The 19,514-nt window shown below is 41.6% G+C and carries 13 protein-coding genes and 5 pseudogenes; 11 read left to right on the top strand and 7 right to left on the bottom strand.

Features of this window, described 5'->3' with window-relative positions; all coding sequences use genetic code 11:
• Positions 1–11 precede the first annotated feature (11 nt).
• The 3 genes from IQQ51_RS26525 to istA form a co-directional block, all read right to left on the bottom strand.
• Entirely contained in the window at positions 12–524 is a 513-nt protein-coding gene (locus IQQ51_RS26525) for a helix-turn-helix domain-containing protein (RefSeq protein ID WP_228012630.1), read from the bottom strand.
• Positions 525–599: 75 nt separating this feature from the next.
• Positions 600–1,340: an IS21-like element ISVch3 family helper ATPase IstB gene (istB, locus tag IQQ51_RS00720; protein WP_193840098.1), complete on the bottom strand. Its 741-nt coding sequence runs from the start codon at positions 1,338–1,340 to the stop codon at positions 600–602.
• A 10-nt stretch (positions 1,341–1,350) separates the two neighbouring features.
• A complete protein-coding gene (gene istA, locus IQQ51_RS00715; protein WP_193840097.1) occupies positions 1,351–2,883 on the bottom strand; it encodes an IS21 family transposase in 1,533 nt (510 codons plus the stop codon).
• A 290-nt stretch (positions 2,884–3,173) separates the two neighbouring features.
• Between istA and IQQ51_RS00710 the strand changes: the two are divergent.
• Positions 3,174–3,476: pseudogene (locus IQQ51_RS00710) on the top strand (transposase); the annotation flags it as partial.
• A 177-nt stretch (positions 3,477–3,653) separates the two neighbouring features.
• On the opposite strand, the pseudogene IQQ51_RS00705 reads toward IQQ51_RS00710, so the two are convergent.
• Positions 3,654–4,298, bottom strand: a pseudogene (locus tag IQQ51_RS00705) (transposase).
• A gap of 242 nt (positions 4,299–4,540) precedes the next feature.
• Positions 4,541–4,884: pseudogene (locus IQQ51_RS00700) on the bottom strand (IS5/IS1182 family transposase); the annotation flags it as partial.
• 415 nt (positions 4,885–5,299) lie between these two features.
• Here IQQ51_RS00700 and IQQ51_RS00695 point away from each other — a divergent pair.
• The 9 genes and pseudogenes from IQQ51_RS00695 (at position 5,300) to IQQ51_RS00655 (ending at position 17,474) form a co-directional block, all read left to right on the top strand.
• Entirely contained in the window at positions 5,300–5,569 is a 270-nt protein-coding gene (locus IQQ51_RS00695; protein WP_193840096.1) for a hypothetical protein, read from the top strand.
• 820 nt (positions 5,570–6,389) lie between these two features.
• Positions 6,390–7,677, top strand: a pseudogene (locus tag IQQ51_RS00690) (hypothetical protein).
• A 558-nt stretch (positions 7,678–8,235) separates the two neighbouring features.
• The gene (locus IQQ51_RS00685; RefSeq protein WP_193840095.1) at positions 8,236–9,051 is read left to right on the top strand and encodes a helix-turn-helix transcriptional regulator; all 816 of its coding nucleotides are present in this window, start codon (positions 8,236–8,238) and stop codon (positions 9,049–9,051) included.
• 317 nt (positions 9,052–9,368) lie between these two features.
• Complete coding sequence (locus IQQ51_RS00680) at positions 9,369–9,938, top strand: hypothetical protein (protein WP_193840094.1); 570 nt, start codon at positions 9,369–9,371, stop codon at positions 9,936–9,938.
• 67 nt (positions 9,939–10,005) lie between these two features.
• Positions 10,006–10,476, top strand: coding sequence for a hypothetical protein (locus IQQ51_RS00675; RefSeq protein WP_193840093.1), 471 nt, complete (start codon positions 10,006–10,008; stop codon positions 10,474–10,476).
• A complete protein-coding gene (locus tag IQQ51_RS00670; RefSeq protein WP_193840092.1) occupies positions 10,473–13,241 on the top strand; it encodes a TcfC E-set like domain-containing protein in 2,769 nt (922 codons plus the stop codon). The genes IQQ51_RS00675 and IQQ51_RS00670 overlap by 4 nt, the downstream gene beginning before the upstream one ends.
• On the top strand, positions 13,225–13,971 hold the full coding sequence (locus tag IQQ51_RS00665; RefSeq protein ID WP_193840091.1) for a hypothetical protein: 747 nt from the start codon (positions 13,225–13,227) through the stop codon (positions 13,969–13,971). Before IQQ51_RS00670 ends, IQQ51_RS00665 begins: the two co-directional genes overlap by 17 nt.
• On the top strand, positions 13,971–15,011 hold the full coding sequence (locus IQQ51_RS00660) for a hypothetical protein (protein ID WP_193840090.1): 1,041 nt from the start codon (positions 13,971–13,973) through the stop codon (positions 15,009–15,011). The genes IQQ51_RS00665 and IQQ51_RS00660 overlap by 1 nt, the downstream gene beginning before the upstream one ends.
• A 36-nt stretch (positions 15,012–15,047) precedes the next feature.
• Positions 15,048–17,474 carry a DUF1566 domain-containing protein gene (locus IQQ51_RS00655; RefSeq protein WP_193840089.1) on the top strand — a complete coding sequence of 809 codons (2,427 nt, stop codon included), beginning with the start codon at positions 15,048–15,050 and terminating at the stop codon, positions 17,472–17,474.
• A 19-nt stretch (positions 17,475–17,493) separates the two neighbouring features.
• Here the strand turns inward: IQQ51_RS00655 and IQQ51_RS00650 are convergent, their stop codons facing one another.
• Positions 17,494–17,634 (bottom strand): hypothetical protein, encoded by a 141-nt coding sequence (locus IQQ51_RS00650; protein WP_193840088.1) that lies wholly within the window; start codon positions 17,632–17,634, stop codon positions 17,494–17,496.
• A 610-nt stretch (positions 17,635–18,244) separates the two neighbouring features.
• Between IQQ51_RS00650 and IQQ51_RS00645 the strand changes: the two genes are divergently transcribed.
• Positions 18,245–19,219: an OmpA family protein gene (locus IQQ51_RS00645; protein WP_193840087.1), complete on the top strand. Its 975-nt coding sequence runs from the start codon at positions 18,245–18,247 to the stop codon at positions 19,217–19,219.
• 99 nt (positions 19,220–19,318) lie between these two features.
• Here the strand turns inward: IQQ51_RS00645 and IQQ51_RS00640 are convergent.
• A pseudogene (locus tag IQQ51_RS00640) lies at positions 19,319–19,432 on the bottom strand (integrase); the annotation flags it as partial.
• Positions 19,433–19,514: the final 82 nt, after the last annotated feature.

Raw genomic sequence — 19,514 nt, 5'->3', positions numbered from 1 at the left:
TGAGATAGGAATCAGTCTTCCTCGCTGGTTTCCCAGAGGGCATTGAACTTTTCCCGCAAAACCAGTAGAGCAGCTGTTTCGGCAAGTGCTTTCTCTTTACGTGCCAACTCCTTTTCCAGCGCTTTTACCTTTCTGCGTTCCTCACGTAGTTGTTTATTTTCTTTGTGTGATATTGAAGTCGATGTTGCGCTCTGCGCCTTGATAGATAGTGCTCGCCAGGCTTTAACGTCATCAACAAATAACCCTTTAGACCTACAGTATTCAGCTAACTCGCGTTCAGACATTGTTGCAGTTTCAATCACTATGAAAAATCTCTGCTCCGCTGAATAACCAGTAGTAGTGTTTTCTAACGGCGGCGCTGTAGACAATAGGCCGCTTTCAACAAGTTCATTTCTCCACTTAGATACCACGGACGGACTCACATCTAGTTCTTTAGCTATTCTTCGATGAGACCAATTATAGGGTGGTAACAACCAAGTTTGACCTTTTGTTTTTACATCAATTGGAACTGGATTAGCTGGCATAGTTATCTCCTTAAAAACCTAGGCGACAACTATGCTGACACAGGGGGATCCTGCCGTTTTTCTCTCTTCCCATTTTTACTCTAAGTGATCGGATTGCGCCAGTTTTCTCATTGACTCACCGCCCAGTTCTATTCGATGACTATTGTGTACCAGCCTATCCATGAGCGCGTCTGCGACGGTGGCGTTGCCGATCATGTTGTACCACTCTTTTACAGGTAACTGACTGATGACGATTGTGCTGCTGTTTTGATAACGCTCTTCCAGCACTTCTAACAAGTGACCCGCATGCTCTTGAGTCAGTTTTTCCATCCCCCAGTCGTCGAGGATAAGCAGCGCTTTTTTAGCTAGGGATTGAAGTTGCTTTTGATAGCTACCATCCAGACGACCTGCGGTCAGGTCATTGAGCAAGCGAGTTAATCGGTAGTATCTGACGGTTTGCTGTTGGTCGCAGGCGCTGGTTGCCAGAGCGCAGCCAAGATAGGTTTTGCCTGCGCCTGTTGGACCTGTGATCAAGATGTTCTGGTGCTTGTGCAGATAGCTACCCGTTAGCAGTTCGCTCATCTGTTTGCGGTTAAGGTTTCGTCCCTCCTTGTAGATGAGTTGGCTCGGCTGAGCATCCACTCTCAGCTTGGCTTGTTGTTTTAAGCGTTGGATTTTGCTCTGATTACGGTTCAATATTTCACTCTCCAGGAGCAAGCTTAACCGCTCCTCGAAGTCCAGCTCAGCGTAGGTGGTCAGTTGCTCTTGTTGCTGCTCTAACGCTTTCGCCGCATGGCTCAAGCGCAGGGTTTTAAGTTGGTCATTGAGTGCGTTCATATCCTTTCTCCTAGTGATAACAGTTCGGGCCACGAACATTGCTGTGAACAAGGTTCGGCGTATTCGTTTTATCTTTACTCAGTTGCCCCTCGCGATTGTTTTTCAGCAGATTATTGATGAAGGTGTAGTTCGGTTTTGTCAGCATCAGCGCATCTTTACAGGCTTGCTCTAAGCGCGACTCGCCATGGGTTTTACTCAGATTGAGCAGCCCAAGGCAGGAGCGATACGACTGTTCTGGATGAGGTTTGGCGTTCAGCATCTTATTGACGACTTCTCGTGTGGCTGGGCCGATATTGGCTCCCCAGTTGAGCAGGCGTCCAGGCGACCACTTCTGATGTTGAAGATTACTCGGCATGTGCTCTGGTTGGGTGCTGTTTCCGCGTTCTCTTTGACTGCGTGGGTGTTGAGCGACCAAGTTACCTTGGTGGTAGATCTGCACCAGACGGTTGGAGGCTTCCAGCTCGACATGGTGACCCACCAGTTGATGGGGAACCGAGTAGTAGTGACGGTGATATTCGATGTGATAATCAGGCCCAACCTTAGCTCGTCTCGTTTCGGTATAGAGGTATCGCTGCTTGGGCAGCGGCTTTAATGCAGGTTTATCGAGTTTCTCGAACAGCGCTTTGCGACTCGCGCCATACTGTTTCATCTCACGTTGGTTTAACTCATCCATCAGTGTTCGGATAGCGAGATTCAGCTCTTTGAAGGTATAGAAGGTTTGGTGGCGTAGCCGCATCATGATCCAGCGTTCGACGAGGAGCACCGCATTCTCCGCCTTGGCTTTGTCTTTCGGTTTGTAGGGGCGAGCAGGCATTACGGCGGTTTGATAGTGATTCGCCAGTTTCTGATAGCTGTCGTTCAGTCTCGGCTCATAACGATTCGCTTTGGTGACCGCGCTGCGTAGATTATCGGGGACCAAGAGATGGGGGACGCCACCGAAGTGCTCGAAGGCATTAGCATGCGCCTCTAACCAGTAAGACTTCCCTTGGCTGGGGAAGGCTTCCACATAGGTGTAGTTGGAAGCGCCTAAGGTCGCCACAACCACTTCGGCTTCGCGCACTTCGCCTGTGTCAGGGTTCACCACCTGAAGCCGAGGGCCACAGTAATCGATAAACAGCTTATCACCCGCCACATGAAGCTGGCGCATGCTGCGCTTTTGGGTTTTGAACCAGCGAGTGAAGTGCTCGCAGAACTGAGTGTAAGCGTAAGCTTTCTCTTGATATTGCTCATGATATTCCTGCCAGAGCAACATCTTCGTCATGCCTTTACGTCTGAGTTCAACTGCGTATTGCGTAAAATCTGGCATGACTTTATCGCGACTGGCTTTCTTGCCGTGATACAACACCTGAGTGAGTTCTGTGTCACTGCAACCTTCGGGTAGAGGCCAGCCAAGTTGGCTTTGTTTAAAGCGAGTCAGGAGTTCCGAGATGGTGGAGGGGCCGAGTTTCAGGCAGGAAGCGATGCTGCGATTTGAGAGACCGCAGTCGTACTTAAGGCGTAATACCTCTTTGATTTTGTTCATTGGAGTTCTCTTTTTGGCCATGGTCGCTTCCTTACGTTCTTGTTTAAGAAGTAAAGAATAGCGAGCTATTGATTTAAAAGAGAAAAAGGAAGGATTTCGGGCATTCCGATCGCGGTTTTCGCTATTCCGATCACCGATTTCGGAGTTAGGCTAAAAGTGATCGGATAATCGCGGAATCAGTGATCGGTTTAAACCGAAAATGGGTGATCGGATAATCCCGAAATGACTGATCGGAATGCTCAGAAATACGCACTACAGTGTATGAGTGAGTCAAATTCTACGTAAAGAAATGGGCTTAACTCATCGTGTTGTGGGATGATAAATACCCTCAAGTCGTTAATGAACAATACACTGGGGCAACCTGAAGACCTTGTTCGGTTATCGTCAAGATATCCGAAAAGCAATCTACACAACGAATGCTATTGAATCCTTGAACAGCATAATCAGAAAGGCTACCAAGAAACGTAAGCTATTCCCGACGGATGAATTAGCAAGGAAGGTGGTGTATCTAGTGATCCAAAACGTATCGAAAAAGGAGGGCGTTTAGGAACTGGCGACAAGCCTTGAATCGCTTTATGATTATGTTCGAAGACAGACTGACTGATTACTTGTAACCCCAAGCAGTTATACAGAATTATTTACAGGACTGTTTTGAATTAGCTCTTTTAACAAACAGCCGTGACTTCAAGTTACTTTATCGGCTCTTCTCTGCTTAGATGAGCTTGATTTCTGGGTGAGAGGTAGAGTGAGTTTCTAGGATTGAGGTTTGTCTAATCTTCAATTTAAAGTAATCAGTATCCCTGACTCCTCGGGCTCTCCCGTCTAAGAAGGCATATCGATACATTCCCAGCTTCCACTAGGGCATTCGTCAGCTTATATTTTGCATAATTACAGATCCCAACTCTTGTCTCCCAAAGTGCATCTGCAAAGTTGATGAGAGATAAGATCCTTGTATTTTTAGTAAGCTGGCACCACGCATCAAGCGCTGCGATCATCAAGTCAAAATCACGTTCCCCCCATAAGGCTTGCAGCTGCTCTTTGAGCATATAAATAGTACAAAGTGCTTATTGTTTTCAAGTAAATCATCCAGCCTACCTGATTGCTTATCGCTTAAATTCTGCGCATTTTTGAGGGGTGAAAATAGCGTCCCCTTAAGAATTTTTCTCGTCATGCGTTCCTTTCCTAAACGCTTTATTACGCTCTTTCCTTATCAGAAGAGAGTAGTTCTGCACAACGTGAAACCGGTCAAAAACGATGTCTGGATTCGGAGGAGCCTTTCTCACCGCTGATTGGTAAGATTGGTCGATATCCATTGATACCTCATGGATGCCGTCTCTCGTTTGTGGTGATAATTGTTCAAAAAAGTTGATGAGTACGTTTGAAGTCCGTCCATGCTCAATCCAGTAGGTGGTTATAATCAAGGTTTTGTTGAGCATTGCCTCTCTAAAATTGAATATAACGCAAGAGATCAATATAAAAGTAAATTGGAAAAACGGCCACCAGTTTGAAAAACTGCGAAAAGAGCGATCGCAATCACTGAAATACACAGCAAAGGGCAGTTCATGGTTAGGAATTTCAACCCTAACCATGAAGGTAGTTTTTGAGGTCAATGATTATCAGCTGCGTGACCGTTTGACGGGAAATTTAAAATAATGGTGATTTAATGAACCGATTGGTGTTTTGTCAATTTAATCGCCGATTCTGAGAGTGAGCGTTTGTGGTAACCATACCGCTCTTTTCAATACTTATTTGCGCCGTATAACTTCTGACAACCCACCGCGAGGTTTCGAAGGTAGTTGCGTTCCGAGAGGGCAGTCCCTTCTCTTGGGGGATAAGGACAACCACTCGCTTAATCTTAATAGCAGCGTGACACGCTCGCGTGTCGTAAGCGACTTCACCAGATACCTCGGATACTTCGGCGTGTTTGTTTCAGTAAGTTCAGGAGTACTTCTCTATCTATAAACTTAGCTCTGCTGCAATAATTTCATGAGTGCTTGTATCGACTACAATATACAGCGTTCTTCGTCGCATAGAACCGCGGTTAATGAGCGATTGGTTTTATTACTACCAGGTAGTGGTTTTGTAACGAGGTATAGACTTAGGGCAACGAGAAGAAGTGAATGTCGCTCATTAGATCGTAGGTTATGGAATTGGTTACACAACATTTGTGGACACACATCAGCATGCAATGGCTAATTGAAGGGTACGGTCACTAACTATAACTGATTATTAAGCTACAGGGTAAGGCGCTAAATGCCTCACTTCATAGACATTATGTTTTTTTGAAATCGGAATCGGGAATATAGCGTCACGTTTGATAATAGCTTCATTAAGAGTTGTTGTGAGTTACGTTCCAGCTTTGTTAATCGAGCCTTTTACATTAAAGCAATAGATACGCTATGATTAAAATGACGAATCGTAACGATAAGGATATTTTATGATTAGAGCATTCATGGTTTTTGTTAGTCTAGTAGTTGGAATGCCTATTGCGTTAGCACAGGAAGTAACGTTTTCATGGAGTGGAGTTGTTCCAATAGCCACTTCAGTTTTGAATACCCCTGTTACTCCTGTTATCACTGAGAGTAACCAAGTCCAGACACTAGAGGCGCAGTTAAGTAAACAATTAGAGCATCCCCATATAGCAATAATTTTTGCTAGACATGAAGTAACCAATACGGAAATTAAAATATTAAAAGCTGAATTATAACAATCTGATATGTAAGAACCTCGCAAAGGCGAGGTTTTTTTTGTCTTTACGATAAAAAAAATTCAGGAGACGTATTGAGTTTTTCATATATAACTACTCAAAAAGCCAGCAAAAAATGCGTACAGTACTTTAACAGCGTTACGGCAAGAACATTATAAATTGGAATTTTTGAGTAAAGAGGCTATTAGTTCAGCGAGCAATCACTTATTGCCCGATGCGAGCTTGAATCTGGTGCAACACATCGATACGAGGAGGTACCACATCTCACACGTATGATGGATTCAGCTAAGTAAGTGCAGGTCTTGGGACGCATAGAAGTTCTTCCATTGCGAGCAGTTAATCATTGATAAAAGGTGGATAGGCAAAGATTACTGTTGGGACCGCTTACCAAGTGCAATCAAGTTGGTCTATAAGGTTGAAGAAAAAAATCAAGCAGTGAAAAACTGAAGAAATTCGAAGATATATCAGTCTATTAGCACTCAACGCGCAACAAGTATTGGATGCAGTAAGAAGTCGCGACAAGTTGAAACTATGCATTGGATGTGAGGTTTATAGAGAATGAGTCACGCATCCGTAGAGTGAGAAAGGAGAAGATTGTGGCGATTGATGATGTGTTGTACCGCACCGTCCTTTTAAAGGCTGGAATTTAAATGCTCTAACCGTGTAAACAGCGCGGTTATTCATTGCTAATAAAATTGTTCTAATGGGGTGTTAGGGCATAGGTGTCTACATAGATTGGTCGCATATTGAGCAATTGATTTGATTAAGGGAACTGATCCAAGGACCAATGATCAAGAGAGTTAACTATTCTTTCACTTTACTGATTATGACTCTTTTTGAACAACATCATTTTCCGTGTCTCTTAGAATCAAGACTCTATAACGATATCAGATCATTGTTATGGAACATATGACTGTGAATTCGACTAATGCCCTGGGGCTAAATCATTAGAACACCATACGCAATCTTGGTCTTCGACCCAAACAACATGGCGCTTTACCACAATGACAATGTGACCTTTCCTATGCTGAGTAGTCCGATGAACGTGCTGGCACGAGGTGGAGTAAAAGAGACTTAAAGTCACTATGTTTTGATGGCTCATGATTGGTGTCGTATCAATTTTTCTAAATATCAGAGTAAGTTTGATAAGACCCAGATGTCTCATGATATGGATGTGGGTTATGAGCTACAAGCTACAAGCCTTTCTGCTCATTGATGCTGATACGGAAGAGTCTATTGCTCCAGCAGATTTTAATTTATTGACTGGCAAAGGAATTTAGCAATGTCGCTCTGAATACATTCAACCGAAACAAAGCCATCTGGATTCATTGTTTGGAAGCATTTAGTGGCAAGAACAATTGCGTTTAGATAAGCCTTTAGTCCACGTTGTTTATAGGGAAGCGGATTCAGCAAAAGACCTAAGACGCTTAGGGTCTAAAATTGGCTAACACGAACAAAAAAGCCTCCACCTTCCGTCATGAAGGGCAATTTTAAGGGCCGAAGCAATAAGGTCGAAATCTAGTTCTAGATATAAAAGGGGTCGTTTCAATACGAGGGAGAGAACGTTATCTTTTTGTTGGATAGACAAAGGTTGAGTTGCAGAGGAAGTCGGAAAAGTTGGTGTCGCAAGTGCCTGAATGTCGCCTTGTAATGAGCTTAGTGACAGATGAGAAAGGCAATGAGTTAGCAAGATGGTATTTATTGCCGAATGTTTTCGATGTTGAAGCGACAGAGGTAGCGATGGGATATTGTCACCGCTGGAATATTGAGTCTTGGTTCAAACTGTTGAAAACGAATGGTCATCAGCGTGAGAAATGGCAACAGACAGCGGGTGAATTGATACTCAAACGATTAGTTGTAGCCAGTGTTGCGACCACACTCGTTTTCAAGCTTTACTCAGATAAGTCAGAAGAAGCGAATGAATTTAAAGGTTTTTAGTGAAATCAAGTGGGCGTTTGACGAAGTGTTCAAAGCCAGTGACACATTCAGCCTTACTTGCAGGTCTCTGGGTGTCCTTTCAAATGTGCGTAGTATTAAACACTTATACAACAAAGGAAATCAACAGAATGAAAGAGTTGGCCAGAACGGTTTTTGCTCAATCTGTGTAGATACCAATGGTGCTAGGGTTCATTGATGAGCAAGTAAACATCGTCGACCACACGGTGTTTACCGCGAAATGGAATAAATTCTTAAAAGCAATGAAATAGAGTGCCCAAAGAAAGGTGTCCACTTTCGGTGATAGTCATATCGAAGATATAGTTGTGCAGCTTATATTTCCGAGGGTGTATAAAAATGCTGATTTTTTCTTCACTGTATGTATATGATTGAAAATGATTTATTGCAGTGTTTTCATTTTTTATAATAGTACAGTTTCATAACTTATCGCGGTTTGTTGAAATTAATAACACTTCACTTTGTGAAGTTAGATATCGTACTTTTAAATTCATATAAAAAACGCGCACTAATTAATTGCAAATGGTAAAAAAGCGCACACTCTTGTTGCTGTGTAGCGACAACGTTGTAATTTCCTGTAAATTAAACCTAAGAAAGCAAAGGTATTTTAATCAAAATGAAAAAATTGATAGTCAGAGGGGGTAAAGAAGTAAGTGATATTTTATTGCCTCTTGTTGTTATCCAACATCCGCTTCTTATGGTTATTAAAATAAATGAATAAGTTTGTTTTTGGTGCGATTGATTCTAAAAAGGAATGTGAGTTTAATTCTTGTTTGGATGTTAAGTTCACTAGCTTTGATGATAGTGTTAAAACTTTTCATTCACGGGGAGAGGGTTATTTTTTGGTTTTTTCTGAGCAAAGTTTTTTTGTTAAAAATGATATGTTTGAACACATTGTCCCCTCTTGTACTTTTTATTGTTCCAGTAAAAATACCATAACGGTAAGGAATTTTAGTAACTACAATGCAGTATATTGTATAAGAGTACCAATTTCGATTTATTGTGACCAGGGACAGCAGCTGGTGAGGTATTTTGAAGAGGGGTGTCAACTCGATTTTTGTTCGATAAAAATGCTTCGAGATGCTTTGGAGAGTTTGAGTGTTGAGCATGATTTGATTAATGCTTTTTTATTTGTTTCTATCCATTCTATTCCATTAATGTTAAGAGGAATTAAGAATAAAAATAAAAATAAAAAAAACACTTTAATCGAAAGAATAATGTTAAATATAAATGATAACGCAAGAAATCCGGATTTGTATTTGGGGCAAGTTGCAAAGTTGAGTTTTTGTTCCAAGAGAACCGTTCAGAAAGAATTAGCTAAAAAAAATTTAACTTTTGCTGAACTTACAAATGATATAAGAGTGAAAATATTCTGCGATGAGTTGTTTAATAGTGGTGATAATTTAGAGAGAATTAGTTATAATTGTGGTTTTAATTCGGTTAGTTATGCGGTAAAGTTGTTTAAATCGAAAGTTGGAGTTACACCAAGTGAATTTAGAAGAAGTCTATCAAAAACAGCGAGATCATGAGTTGATATTAAACAATGAAGATTTAGTTCGACGTTATGAAAAGGCAAAGGACGAACTCGAGGTGAGTTTGAGACTTTATCGTCTGGTTATAATTCATGATATTGGCAGTGAGGCTCCTAAAATGCATGCTCGTGTAAAAAAAGCACAAGCAGTATATGAGAAATTATATCGATGTAGATTTTCATTTAGTTAGTATTAGTGTCTTTATTATTTTAAAAGAGAAACTAATGACTGTTTTTCTTTTAAAATAAAGCGTGACTAATAATGTGCGCTTTGTTAATAACAGTAATGAAAATTAATAAAATAGGAATTTAAATATGAAAAAAACACTTTTAACTCTAGCAGTAGTGGCAACAATGGGCTTGGCTCACTCAGCAATTGCAGCTGATATCGGCTCTGCAAGTTTTCAGTGGGCTGGTACTGTGCCTGAATCATCAACATCGAACGCAAACTTTTGGTTGGTAACAGGTGATGGTTCCCAAGAATTAGCTAAAACGAATACACAAGATGGTGTTCTTGTTTTTGAAAACAAAACTGGTGTGGTTAACCTAGTAGATTCATCTGCATTTTCCTTTAAAGTCGTAGCGGATTCTGCAGGTGTCGAATTTGACTCAACAACTGATAACGAAGATGTTTCTTACCAGGTAACTCTAGCAAGTATCAAAACAGGTACGAGCGGTTTGTTAACTGATGATGACCAAGGTGGTTACTTTACAATTACAGCAAATAACTCAGTTCTTTCAACTACGCCTACAGAGTACGTCGCAGGTCAAGTGGCAGAGATTAAAGTGGCTAAAGATGTAGCTCAAGGCGTGCTTGTAGGTGCTGAAGCAAATGATAAATGGCAAGTAGCAGCGGTTGTCGCAGTGTCAACTGTTACGCTGTAAAAGCTAGTTCTTAACAAAGATAAACAATTAAATAAGGAGCCCTGTGCTCCTTTTTTAAGGAGGTATAATGTTCAGAATAGTCATAATTACCAATGTGTTTCTGTGTATTTTCTCTAGCTCGGTTATGGCGACAAACTTGGGTTCAGGCATTTTTATTCCTCAAGTTACGATTGATGGCAATACTTCAGACGCTATTAAAATCCAAGCAAAAGAATCATTGTTTCTTACGGTTTATTCTGTTGAGGAACAGCGTTTTCAACCTTTATCCATTCCTTTTGACGTAGTGTCTTTGAGCGGCAGCGATTTGCCTTATCGTTTGACACTTCCAACCTCAATTCATGAATGCGAAATATCGGGTGAGGTTGGTGTGGAGGTTAAATTAAACAACGCTGAATGGTCTCAGGAAGGCTCGGAGTTTAATGGAGCGTTCGATTCGCATGTGATGAACTTGGTGTATGAATCGGTTCCACAGCAAGAAGATATTTCGCAGAGTTGTTTTGGAACGCTTAAGGTTCAAGTTGAAGTGGTGGGTTTATGATGAGCTGGTTTTTGCGGTTATCGATAGTGAACTTGATTGGTGGTTCGTTTGCTGTATCTGCAAATGAATACCCATTAGAGTTTGCGGACTTTTTTGAGCAAAGGACTGAACAGGTTGAAGTTGTGGTTGAGGGAATGCCTCGCAGTGAGAAAATAGTAGCAAACGTAAGTTATGACATTTTTCAATTACCTGAAAAACTACAATCTAGTGAGATGTTGTTGGATTTTTTACAACGCCAAAATTTAACCCAAGCGGCTTCGGTGAAGATTATTTCACAGTTGAGTAAAGGCGTACCTGCCAATCCTGGGTGCGATTCTTCTTTAGCAATGTGTATTCCTCAAGTGGAACTTGGTCAGCCAAGCTTTGTTTTCGATTATGATGCTAAGTTGCTCCGCATTTTCGTTACGTCAGATATGCTGGTTACATATTCTGGGGAAGCAGAATACTACAACTCTGCAACTGCAAAGGGCGCTTTGGTTAACTGGTCTAACTTGTACGTGTACACTAATCAAAACACACAAAATGCCAATTGGATGAATGAGACTTTGCTAGGTTTGCCTATGGGGTATTTGTCGGTTGATTCACAATACCAGAACATTGATGGTGAGCAGGATTTTGACTTACATCGCGCTATTTACAATTATGAAAAAGATGGCCATCGCGCCATTGTTGGTTACCAAGATTCGAACAGCGTTCATTTAAATAGTACAGATTTCCTGAATAATGGTGGTAATTATTCAGGTACCGCTGCCTCAATAGGGAGTAGCGCGAATTTGCTTAAGGGGTCGTTAACCGCCCATCAACGTTTGAATTTTTTTGCGCAGCAAGGGGGGCAATTAGAAATTTATCAAGGCGAACGCTTATTGCTGTCTAAGGTAGTGAATGCTGGTGAGCAGTCCGTTGGATACGATGAATTACCAACAGGAACTTACACCGTGACATTACGCCTTAAACAAGGTACGTCCATTGTTTTTGAAGAGCAACGTCAAGTTGTTAATAGTAACTCTTTCGCATTACCAGTTGGTGAATGGGATTACCGCTTTGATATCGGACGGCTAGATGACGAGGATAATGAGTCTACTGTATCGGGTGAGACGTTGGATTCGGTGGAGCATCGTGAATATTTACGTACGCTCTTTTCTTATCGACCGATGGAGTCGTGGTTAGTAGGTTCTGGGGTGGTAAGTAATGGTGATAATGCTCAGTGGTTATTGGGTTCTCGCTTCTCCTTCACTCAAGAGATTAACCTCCAGTACACAGCCGGAGTGTTTGGTTCGGGTGATTTATATCAGTTTGGTCAACTCAATTTAGCCCCTTTCTCATTCAGTATGCGTAGGCTTGAGCATGATGATCTCGATAATCCAGACAACTTAACTCAGCTACTTTATAGCCAAGATAATTTTAGTGAATATGGTGCGGGTGTGTTTGGCGATTGGGTAATAGGGCGAACTTATCTCAATTATTTCCGGTATGAAAGTGAAAGTCGTCGTTCTATTTTATCTAGCGATAATGTTTCATTTATGTGGACTCACCCTTTATTGGGGGGGGAGTTGAGTTTGAATTCTTCTTATAGCAGGAATGAACGAAAACAAGAATCCTATAATACCGGCATTTCTTGGAGTCGTCGCTTTGGTAGCAATATTTATAGCCGCGTCGGTATAAATATCGATGATGATGAGCAAATGTATTCTTATGCTGACGCCCGTTATACTCATTCAGAGGATGATTGGAGTGGTACTGCCCAAACAGGAATAAAGCATTACAGTGACGATTCTTTAACTATTGGTGATGGTTCGGTCTCGATTACGGGCAATAATGAGGTTGTGCGTTACGACACTTATGCATATGCAGATACGACTGGTGAGCGTTCATTATCAGGAAGTATTTCTGGCACACAAATGATGTCTTTAAGTGGTGGCGCATTGACGTCTGAGCGTGGTCAGGCATTTATTGAGTTAACACCTCAGTGGCAAGAAGAATCCGAGGCCAATGGAGAGTCTGAGGTTAACTATACCGCATTGCGAAATGGTAAATATTGGTATGATGATTTTGTGCCAATTGGTCAGTCTCAATTAATAAAGTTGCCAGTGTATTCGAATGTTGATTTTGAGTTAGACACCGAATCTAGAAACGTGGATGCACAAGATATCGACGGAGAACTACTCGCAATGCCGGGAACATATTATCGTCTGGATAACGCAATTATACCGCTCAAATCCCAAGTGTTTATGTTAAATGACATGAATGGTAATCCTATAACTCTTGCGAGTTGTATTGGTGATGGATGTAAAAGCGTTGAGATTTTATCTGATGATGGTGTCTTCCGAGTCAACTACCGTCATGATTTACCTTTTAAGTTAGTGTCTGATAAGCGCCTTTGCGTTTACAACCCAACCTTGATGGGGAAAGAGCGATACATCCAAGCTTATTGCTTGCCTGGTCTGGAAAACGTTGATGGTCAATTGGTTCGTCAAGACGAATCACCAGTAGTTGCGCAAGTGAGTGACAGCGAGCCGCTTATTTATATTGGTAAGTATGAATCGAGTGAGGATACGCAAAGCATTTTAATTCGTTTAAGTGAAGTAGGGTTAACTTCAAAGTCGATTGAAGTCGGTTCGGTGCGATATGTGTACGTGCAATATCAGACATCATATTCACTAGCGCAGCGAGCTTTACTTGAGAGCCTTGATGCTTACGTTATCTTGGACTCTATTAATACTAAACAACTGTTTACATCGAGATTGGACCATGAAGAAAACATTTAAATATTGTTTGTTAGGGTTAGCGTTTCTACCTTTAACAAGCCAGGCACTTGGTATTGACTCTATGATTAGGTTCACGGAAAAAGGCCGAACAAATTTCACCATCACTAGCGGTGCGGATTATCGGCAGTTTATTCAAGTGGGCATTTCGCAATTGGATGTTAAAGACGGAGAGATTGTCAAACTTCCGTACACTCGTGAAAATATTGATCAGTGGAGTTTGTTAGTTCGCCCAGCAAGAGCTGTGATCGACCCGAAGCTACGAAAATTGTTTCAAGTCGAATCCATGGCTTTGAAATCAAATCCTGTGCCACAAGACCAAGCGTATCAGTTGTCGTTTGTTCCTACGCCTTATTTTGAAAAAGGAGAACCGGTCACCCATGCAGTTAAGGTGGCTATGGGCTTTGCGCCGATAGTGGTTGTGCCTGCTTCGCAAGATAAGCCCATTCATTATGAGATGAAATATGTTCAAGATGGTTTGACACTTATCAATAACGGCGAGACGTATTTAAGGGCTGTACTTGATGCATGTCCGGAAGATACGAAAGTGAAGGAGCGAGATTCTTGTTCCACTGTTGTGTATGCCTTGTCAGGACGAAAATTACCTATTGCACTTTATGGCTCAATGCTGAACGCATCAGAAATTGACGTCGAGCTGAGCACGCATAACTCGGATTATAAAGAAGCGTTTACGTTAAAATTAGGGCAAACATCGACAAATAAGGGTGTGTGATGGGTATTACCAAACAACTCCGTCTATGGGGAAGTGTCTTTGTCTTCCTTTGGTTTCCTGTGTGCGTCTTGGCTTCTCAAATAGAAGTTAAAATGCAAGGTCAAGAGTTTCAGAGGGTGTCTTTGGATAACATTACTGATGGACAGGCACCAAGTTATTGGGAGCTTCCTTTGCGTTTACCTGCTGCTCAGTCCGTTATCCCTGGTGGTGTAACGAATAATGGAGCTAGAACCGTTGATGTTTCTTCTAATGGAGTATTCGTCTCTCTTCCTATTACCGTTAAGGGAATGGTGTATCGATTGTCAAGTAGAGCGGCCACTTTTGTTGAAAGTTCAGGATTGGCTAATGTTGGTGGTGATGGTAATGAGGTGCTCGTCACTGGTATGGGTGCGGGCAACAAACAAATAGAACTTGAAAAATTAGAGAGCCCAATCACGCATTTTCGTCCATATCTTGAGTCCGTTGATGGTATCGCTTGGATGAATGCTTTTAAGGGCTCTCCGAAGGGGATTTATCAGGGTGTATTACCTATCACCGCGTTTTATGATTATGTGCGAGATGGGATACGTGTGCGTTACACCCTAAGTTTTTCATTATCTGTGGTCGTAGATTATACGCCTACGTTTTTGCATTCGATTGACGTGAGTGATGATCACATTATGGCGGTGAAGCATCACTACCCTTTAAAAGTGAGTGGTGAAACGACGTATACCGTGACGGCAACAGGGTATTTTACCAATGGTATTTTGGTGAGTTTGCTAGCACCAGAATCGGGGGATTATTTTAGTCTGAAGTCAGCATCGGGCGAGAAAGAAATTAAATACAACGTCACCTGTATGTCCGGGTGTGAGGGAGAAACCCAATACATCATCGATGGTATTTCCAATATCACATCGGATCGTCCCGCGGTGATTAGTGCAGTAAATACAGATAGGGCAATCGCAAAGATTAAAGTCGATTTTGCCCCTGTTTCTGAGCTTGAATTTAGTGGTGAAACCTATACAGGTAAATTTGTATTGATGTTTGAGGCCCGAGTGTAACTGTGTTTAACATTTTCTAAGGTAGGAAGTCAGTTTATGAATAAAGTAAAAAGGCTGTTCTCACTTGCTGCTTTCACTAGTGCATTAGTGCTGGTCGGATGTGGTGGAGGGGACGATGAGAGTAACGGCGGTAATAACGTGGTAATCCCACAAACGCCAATGTTGGCGATGGACGGTTTTAGCGTGGTTAAGCCAAATTCTGACACCCACATAGATTTATCTCAGTACATTCGAGGTAGTGACGTTCGAATTTCTGGAGTTAAGGAAGATGTAGACAATTTGTTGTGTGGTGACCCGACCATTAATGGTTTGGGGATAAACGTTAATATTGAAAAGGGGACGTTTTGCCATTTTACTTACACAGCAACGCAATCGGGAATGCCGGAAGCTCGGGTTAATTTGAACGTACTGGCTACTGAAGCCTCAGACGCTATGCTGCCACCGATTTCAAGGGCGTTAGTTCTGCCGCCTAGCAACAATGTTGAACAGATTGAGCCATTTGATTTGCCAGCTTTACTTGTGGGTGTTTGGAAAGACACCTATACGCTTAATTTTGAGTCGGTTAATGTGCATGGCATGGACGGCAATCTTGGGGAGGCTGTGGGGGCAGAGAATAATGTCATCAACTATACGCTGCCTGAATCGTCAGGTTGGAACCGTATTGTGTTCACATTGGATGATTCTGCTGCGCCGACTGAGAGTGTTATGGGCGTAATTTACGTCACGCTTTCAGCTGAGAGTAATGGAGCTCCAACGATAGGTAACGATAAGTACGACTATAATGCGGCATACCCTGAAGATTCAGTGTTTATGGATGATGAAATAACGCTAAATTTATTTACCCTTTCAGGGTTGGACATTGTAGAGCCAGATGAAGAAGATTGGCAGTTAGTCGATGTTCGAAGTTTCACTGCAACCGTAAAGGCAACAAACCCTGATTCTATCACTAATACATCGTTTGACTTCACAGCCCCTACTGTAGGGGACCATTATGTCAGCTATATCATTGCAGACTGGAATGGTGGCTATACACCTGGGTTGATAAAAATTACAACGTCAATAAAAGCGGGTGATGATGTGGATTGGTCTGATATTACTACTAGTGGAAATACTTATATTGCGCCACAGACTTATGAGCAAGCGAGCGAGAGTTATAATGTATCGGCGCTCTGGGATACTGGAGTAACACATACTATAGCGGGTTACAACAGCACGTCTGCGAATAATTACTGTAGAACAGTTGGCAGTTTACCAACAGTAACGGATTTAAACACGTTGCGTAATGAGAGATCCACCGATGAGTTGAATAAATGGCCAAAAGAGAAATTGTATTTGGCAACACAGAGTACAGATTTCAAAGGCTATAACCTTAATACGGGGATTGTTTCTGATTATAGCTCTGCAACTAGGTATTACACGACGTGTGTAAAGAGTCGCTCAATGACGTTAGCGATGTTAAGTGACACGGTTGTTGCGGATGGTGAGTTGCACCGTGTTGCGAACGTCGCTATGCCTACGCCAGCAGATTCGTTTTCATTGACGCGCGTGGATGGAACTGCTCCAACGACTAATTTACATATTGAGAATGTCGCAAAGTTTGGGTCAGTGACGGAAGTTGGAGTGTCGAACACGAAAGTAGGCACACTCAGATTTAAGGTGACGGACAATGATGATCTAACGAATGAGTTGACTAGTCAAGTTGTGAATTTTGTTGCAGATAAAGCGACAGGGCATTTGAGTGCGTCGATTAAGAACAACGGTCAACTTTCGAATGGTACGAGGGCAGTATTGGTATCTTATCATTTGAAGGATGAGAATGGTAATCCCCTTGGGTTAGAAAACATAAAAATAGCATCAGAGGATAAGAGTGATATAACTTGGAGTTGTATACCAACAGGTTGTGAGACACTTGATGCCGATGGGGACGTTGAGGTGTCGGTGTTCAGCAGTACTCCTGGTGATTTTACATTGACAGCGAATTGGGGTGATAAAAGCTCGGATGCGGAGGTAAGCTTTAGCAGCAGCCTAGCTGGCCCTATCATCGACTTATTTGACCGTGGTGGGGGTAAATTATTCACCAACTCACCATCAGTGGCCTATCTAGACAGCATTGGCGGTAGTGTTACAAACTCAGTTTTTTCTGAAACTGGATATTCTGGCCCAGCAGGTGATTTTTACCGATTTAACTGGGATAACGCAAATACACTGTGCACGACCTACAACACCCATAGTCTCGGTGGACGAACTAACTGGCATTTACCGGAAGTTGGCGAGTTAACGGCTCTCAGCGACGACTTCGGTTGGTTGTATCCCGTGCGCGGTTGGCCGTCCGGCCACCTCCATTGGACGGCGACTCCGAGCGGTTCTGGCTATAACGGCGTGGGCCTCTCCACTGGCAGCGTTACCACTGGCGGCACTTACAACTCGGTCTACGTATCCTGCGTCTCAGATCCTGAAGGTTGAGCGTTAAGAGTTTAACGTTTTAATTTTTATTTTTTAATTTTTGAAGTGCCAGAGTTGCATCTGGCACTTTTTGGAGCTGATAAATGGAGATTGAAGATACATTAACGTCTGTAGGCCTTGTTAATGAAAACTCTTGGAATGTTGATGATTTATTTTTCACCTAACGCTACGCTCCTAATAATTCGATAATGAAGAAAACTTCAAACTCACTATTCTGTGGGCATTTATTGGTGATATGAGAAATAATGTATTAATATCCATTTAAATATCATATTAATTGTTAACACTGATTGATTTAGTTGTTGTTTTGAGAGTGCTCTTTGATATCAGTGTGTGATTTTTTCTAAATTGAACAACGTGAGTGCAAAGTCAATCGAGATTTAATAAGGTTGGATAATTAGTAAGTAATAAGCGAACTGTCTCGTTGCATTAACATGATTTAGTCTTTATGTGACTTATATAGGTGCAATAGTGAGTGTTTAGCTTATTTTACTAATGACATGGTGATTTTTATTCTGGTTGGGATGTTTGTGAGGTTTTAAAAGAAACATAAAACCTTTAGATGTATGGCTTTCGTTTGTTTTTACGTGAAATTAAATTTTAATTAAGCGAGGGTTAATTAAAAATCGACCCTCGCTTACTCTGTAGATTGAGCTGATAATATACTAAAGCATTATTTATTTACTTTGCCAATATCAAATTGAAGTAAATAAACAATGTTATTTAATTAGGTAGGGTGCTAATAAAGTGCTAACGAAGGGGATTTATTTATGAAATTAACAAGAATATCAATACTACTTACTTGTTTTTTTGGGCAAGCTGCAATGGCTACTGCTCTACTAGATAGCTCAAATTATTGGGTTGGTGCGGGTTTAGGTGCGGCTCAGTTAGAGGAATCAAGCTCTAAACATGAAACAACAATGCGTGCATTCAGTAGTAAGTTGGATGCAGGGTTTGATATTAATGATCATTTAGGATTATATGCCAGTTACGACTTTATGCAATATATTCCAGAGGATAAAGATATTCATTTAGGTACGCTGGGATTACGCGGTAAATACGCACTTACTGAACAATTGAAGTTAGTTGGTAAAGTTGGTGCTACATCTCCTTTTAACGAAGGTGATGACTCTGGTTTTTCGACATCTATGGGACTCGGCATGGAATATCAATTGACCCATGCATTATCAACAAGAATGGGTGTAGATTACTACCACGACTTGTCATTGCGTAATGACCGTAAAGGTGATTTGTATCAAGCTTATTGGGGGCTAAGTTACCGCTTTGGTCAACCTGATACACCAATGGTCGTGATTGAAGAAGTCGTTAAAGAAGTTCCGATTGAAGTCATAAAAGAAGTCGTTAAAGAAGTTCAGATTGAAGTCATAAAAGAAGTTGTTGTGGAGAAAGAAGTAAGAAAGCATATCTTTGGTGACTTAATCTTTAAATCTAATTCTTCTGAGCTTGCTTCTGGTTACTTATTCGATGATATGGTTGATTTATTGGCAGACGGCGAGTCTTTAGGCGTTGCTATAGTTGGCCATACAGACTCTCTTGGTAGTGACTCTTACAATCAAGCTCTTTCGTTGCAGCGAGCTCAGTCTGTAGCTGATTATCTACAACAAAAAGGCATTGTCTCATCCCGAATTACAGTAGAAGGAAAAGGTGAGGCTCAGCCGATTGCTGATAATAAAACATCAGAAGGCCGAGCATTGAATCGTCGTGTAGAGTTATCTATTTACTAGCTCTGATACCACCGTCAAGGCGGTGGTGTTTTTAAAGGAGTGTTGTATTGCCTAATGGACTAAGCAAAACGAGTCATTGTGTGGGTTTTTGCATTCATTGCTTGCTTCCGCTGGGCGGGTCATAGTGTGCAACTGCCATTCTAATAAACAACGAGTGGTTTTTTTTATGCTGGCATTAGCAATGCTTTTCATAAGCACAGGGGCTGGCGTAATCTGAATTTGTCATTTAACGTTATGATTTTTATATTTAAGTGGCGTTTTAAAAAATGATTTTGGGTAACAGGTTGGGTAAGTG

The organism is Vibrio sp. OPT18, assembly GCF_015163615.1.
Classification (GTDB): domain Bacteria; phylum Pseudomonadota; class Gammaproteobacteria; order Enterobacterales; family Vibrionaceae; genus Vibrio; species Vibrio coralliirubri.
This window is presented reverse-complemented; position numbering and strand designations above follow the sequence as displayed.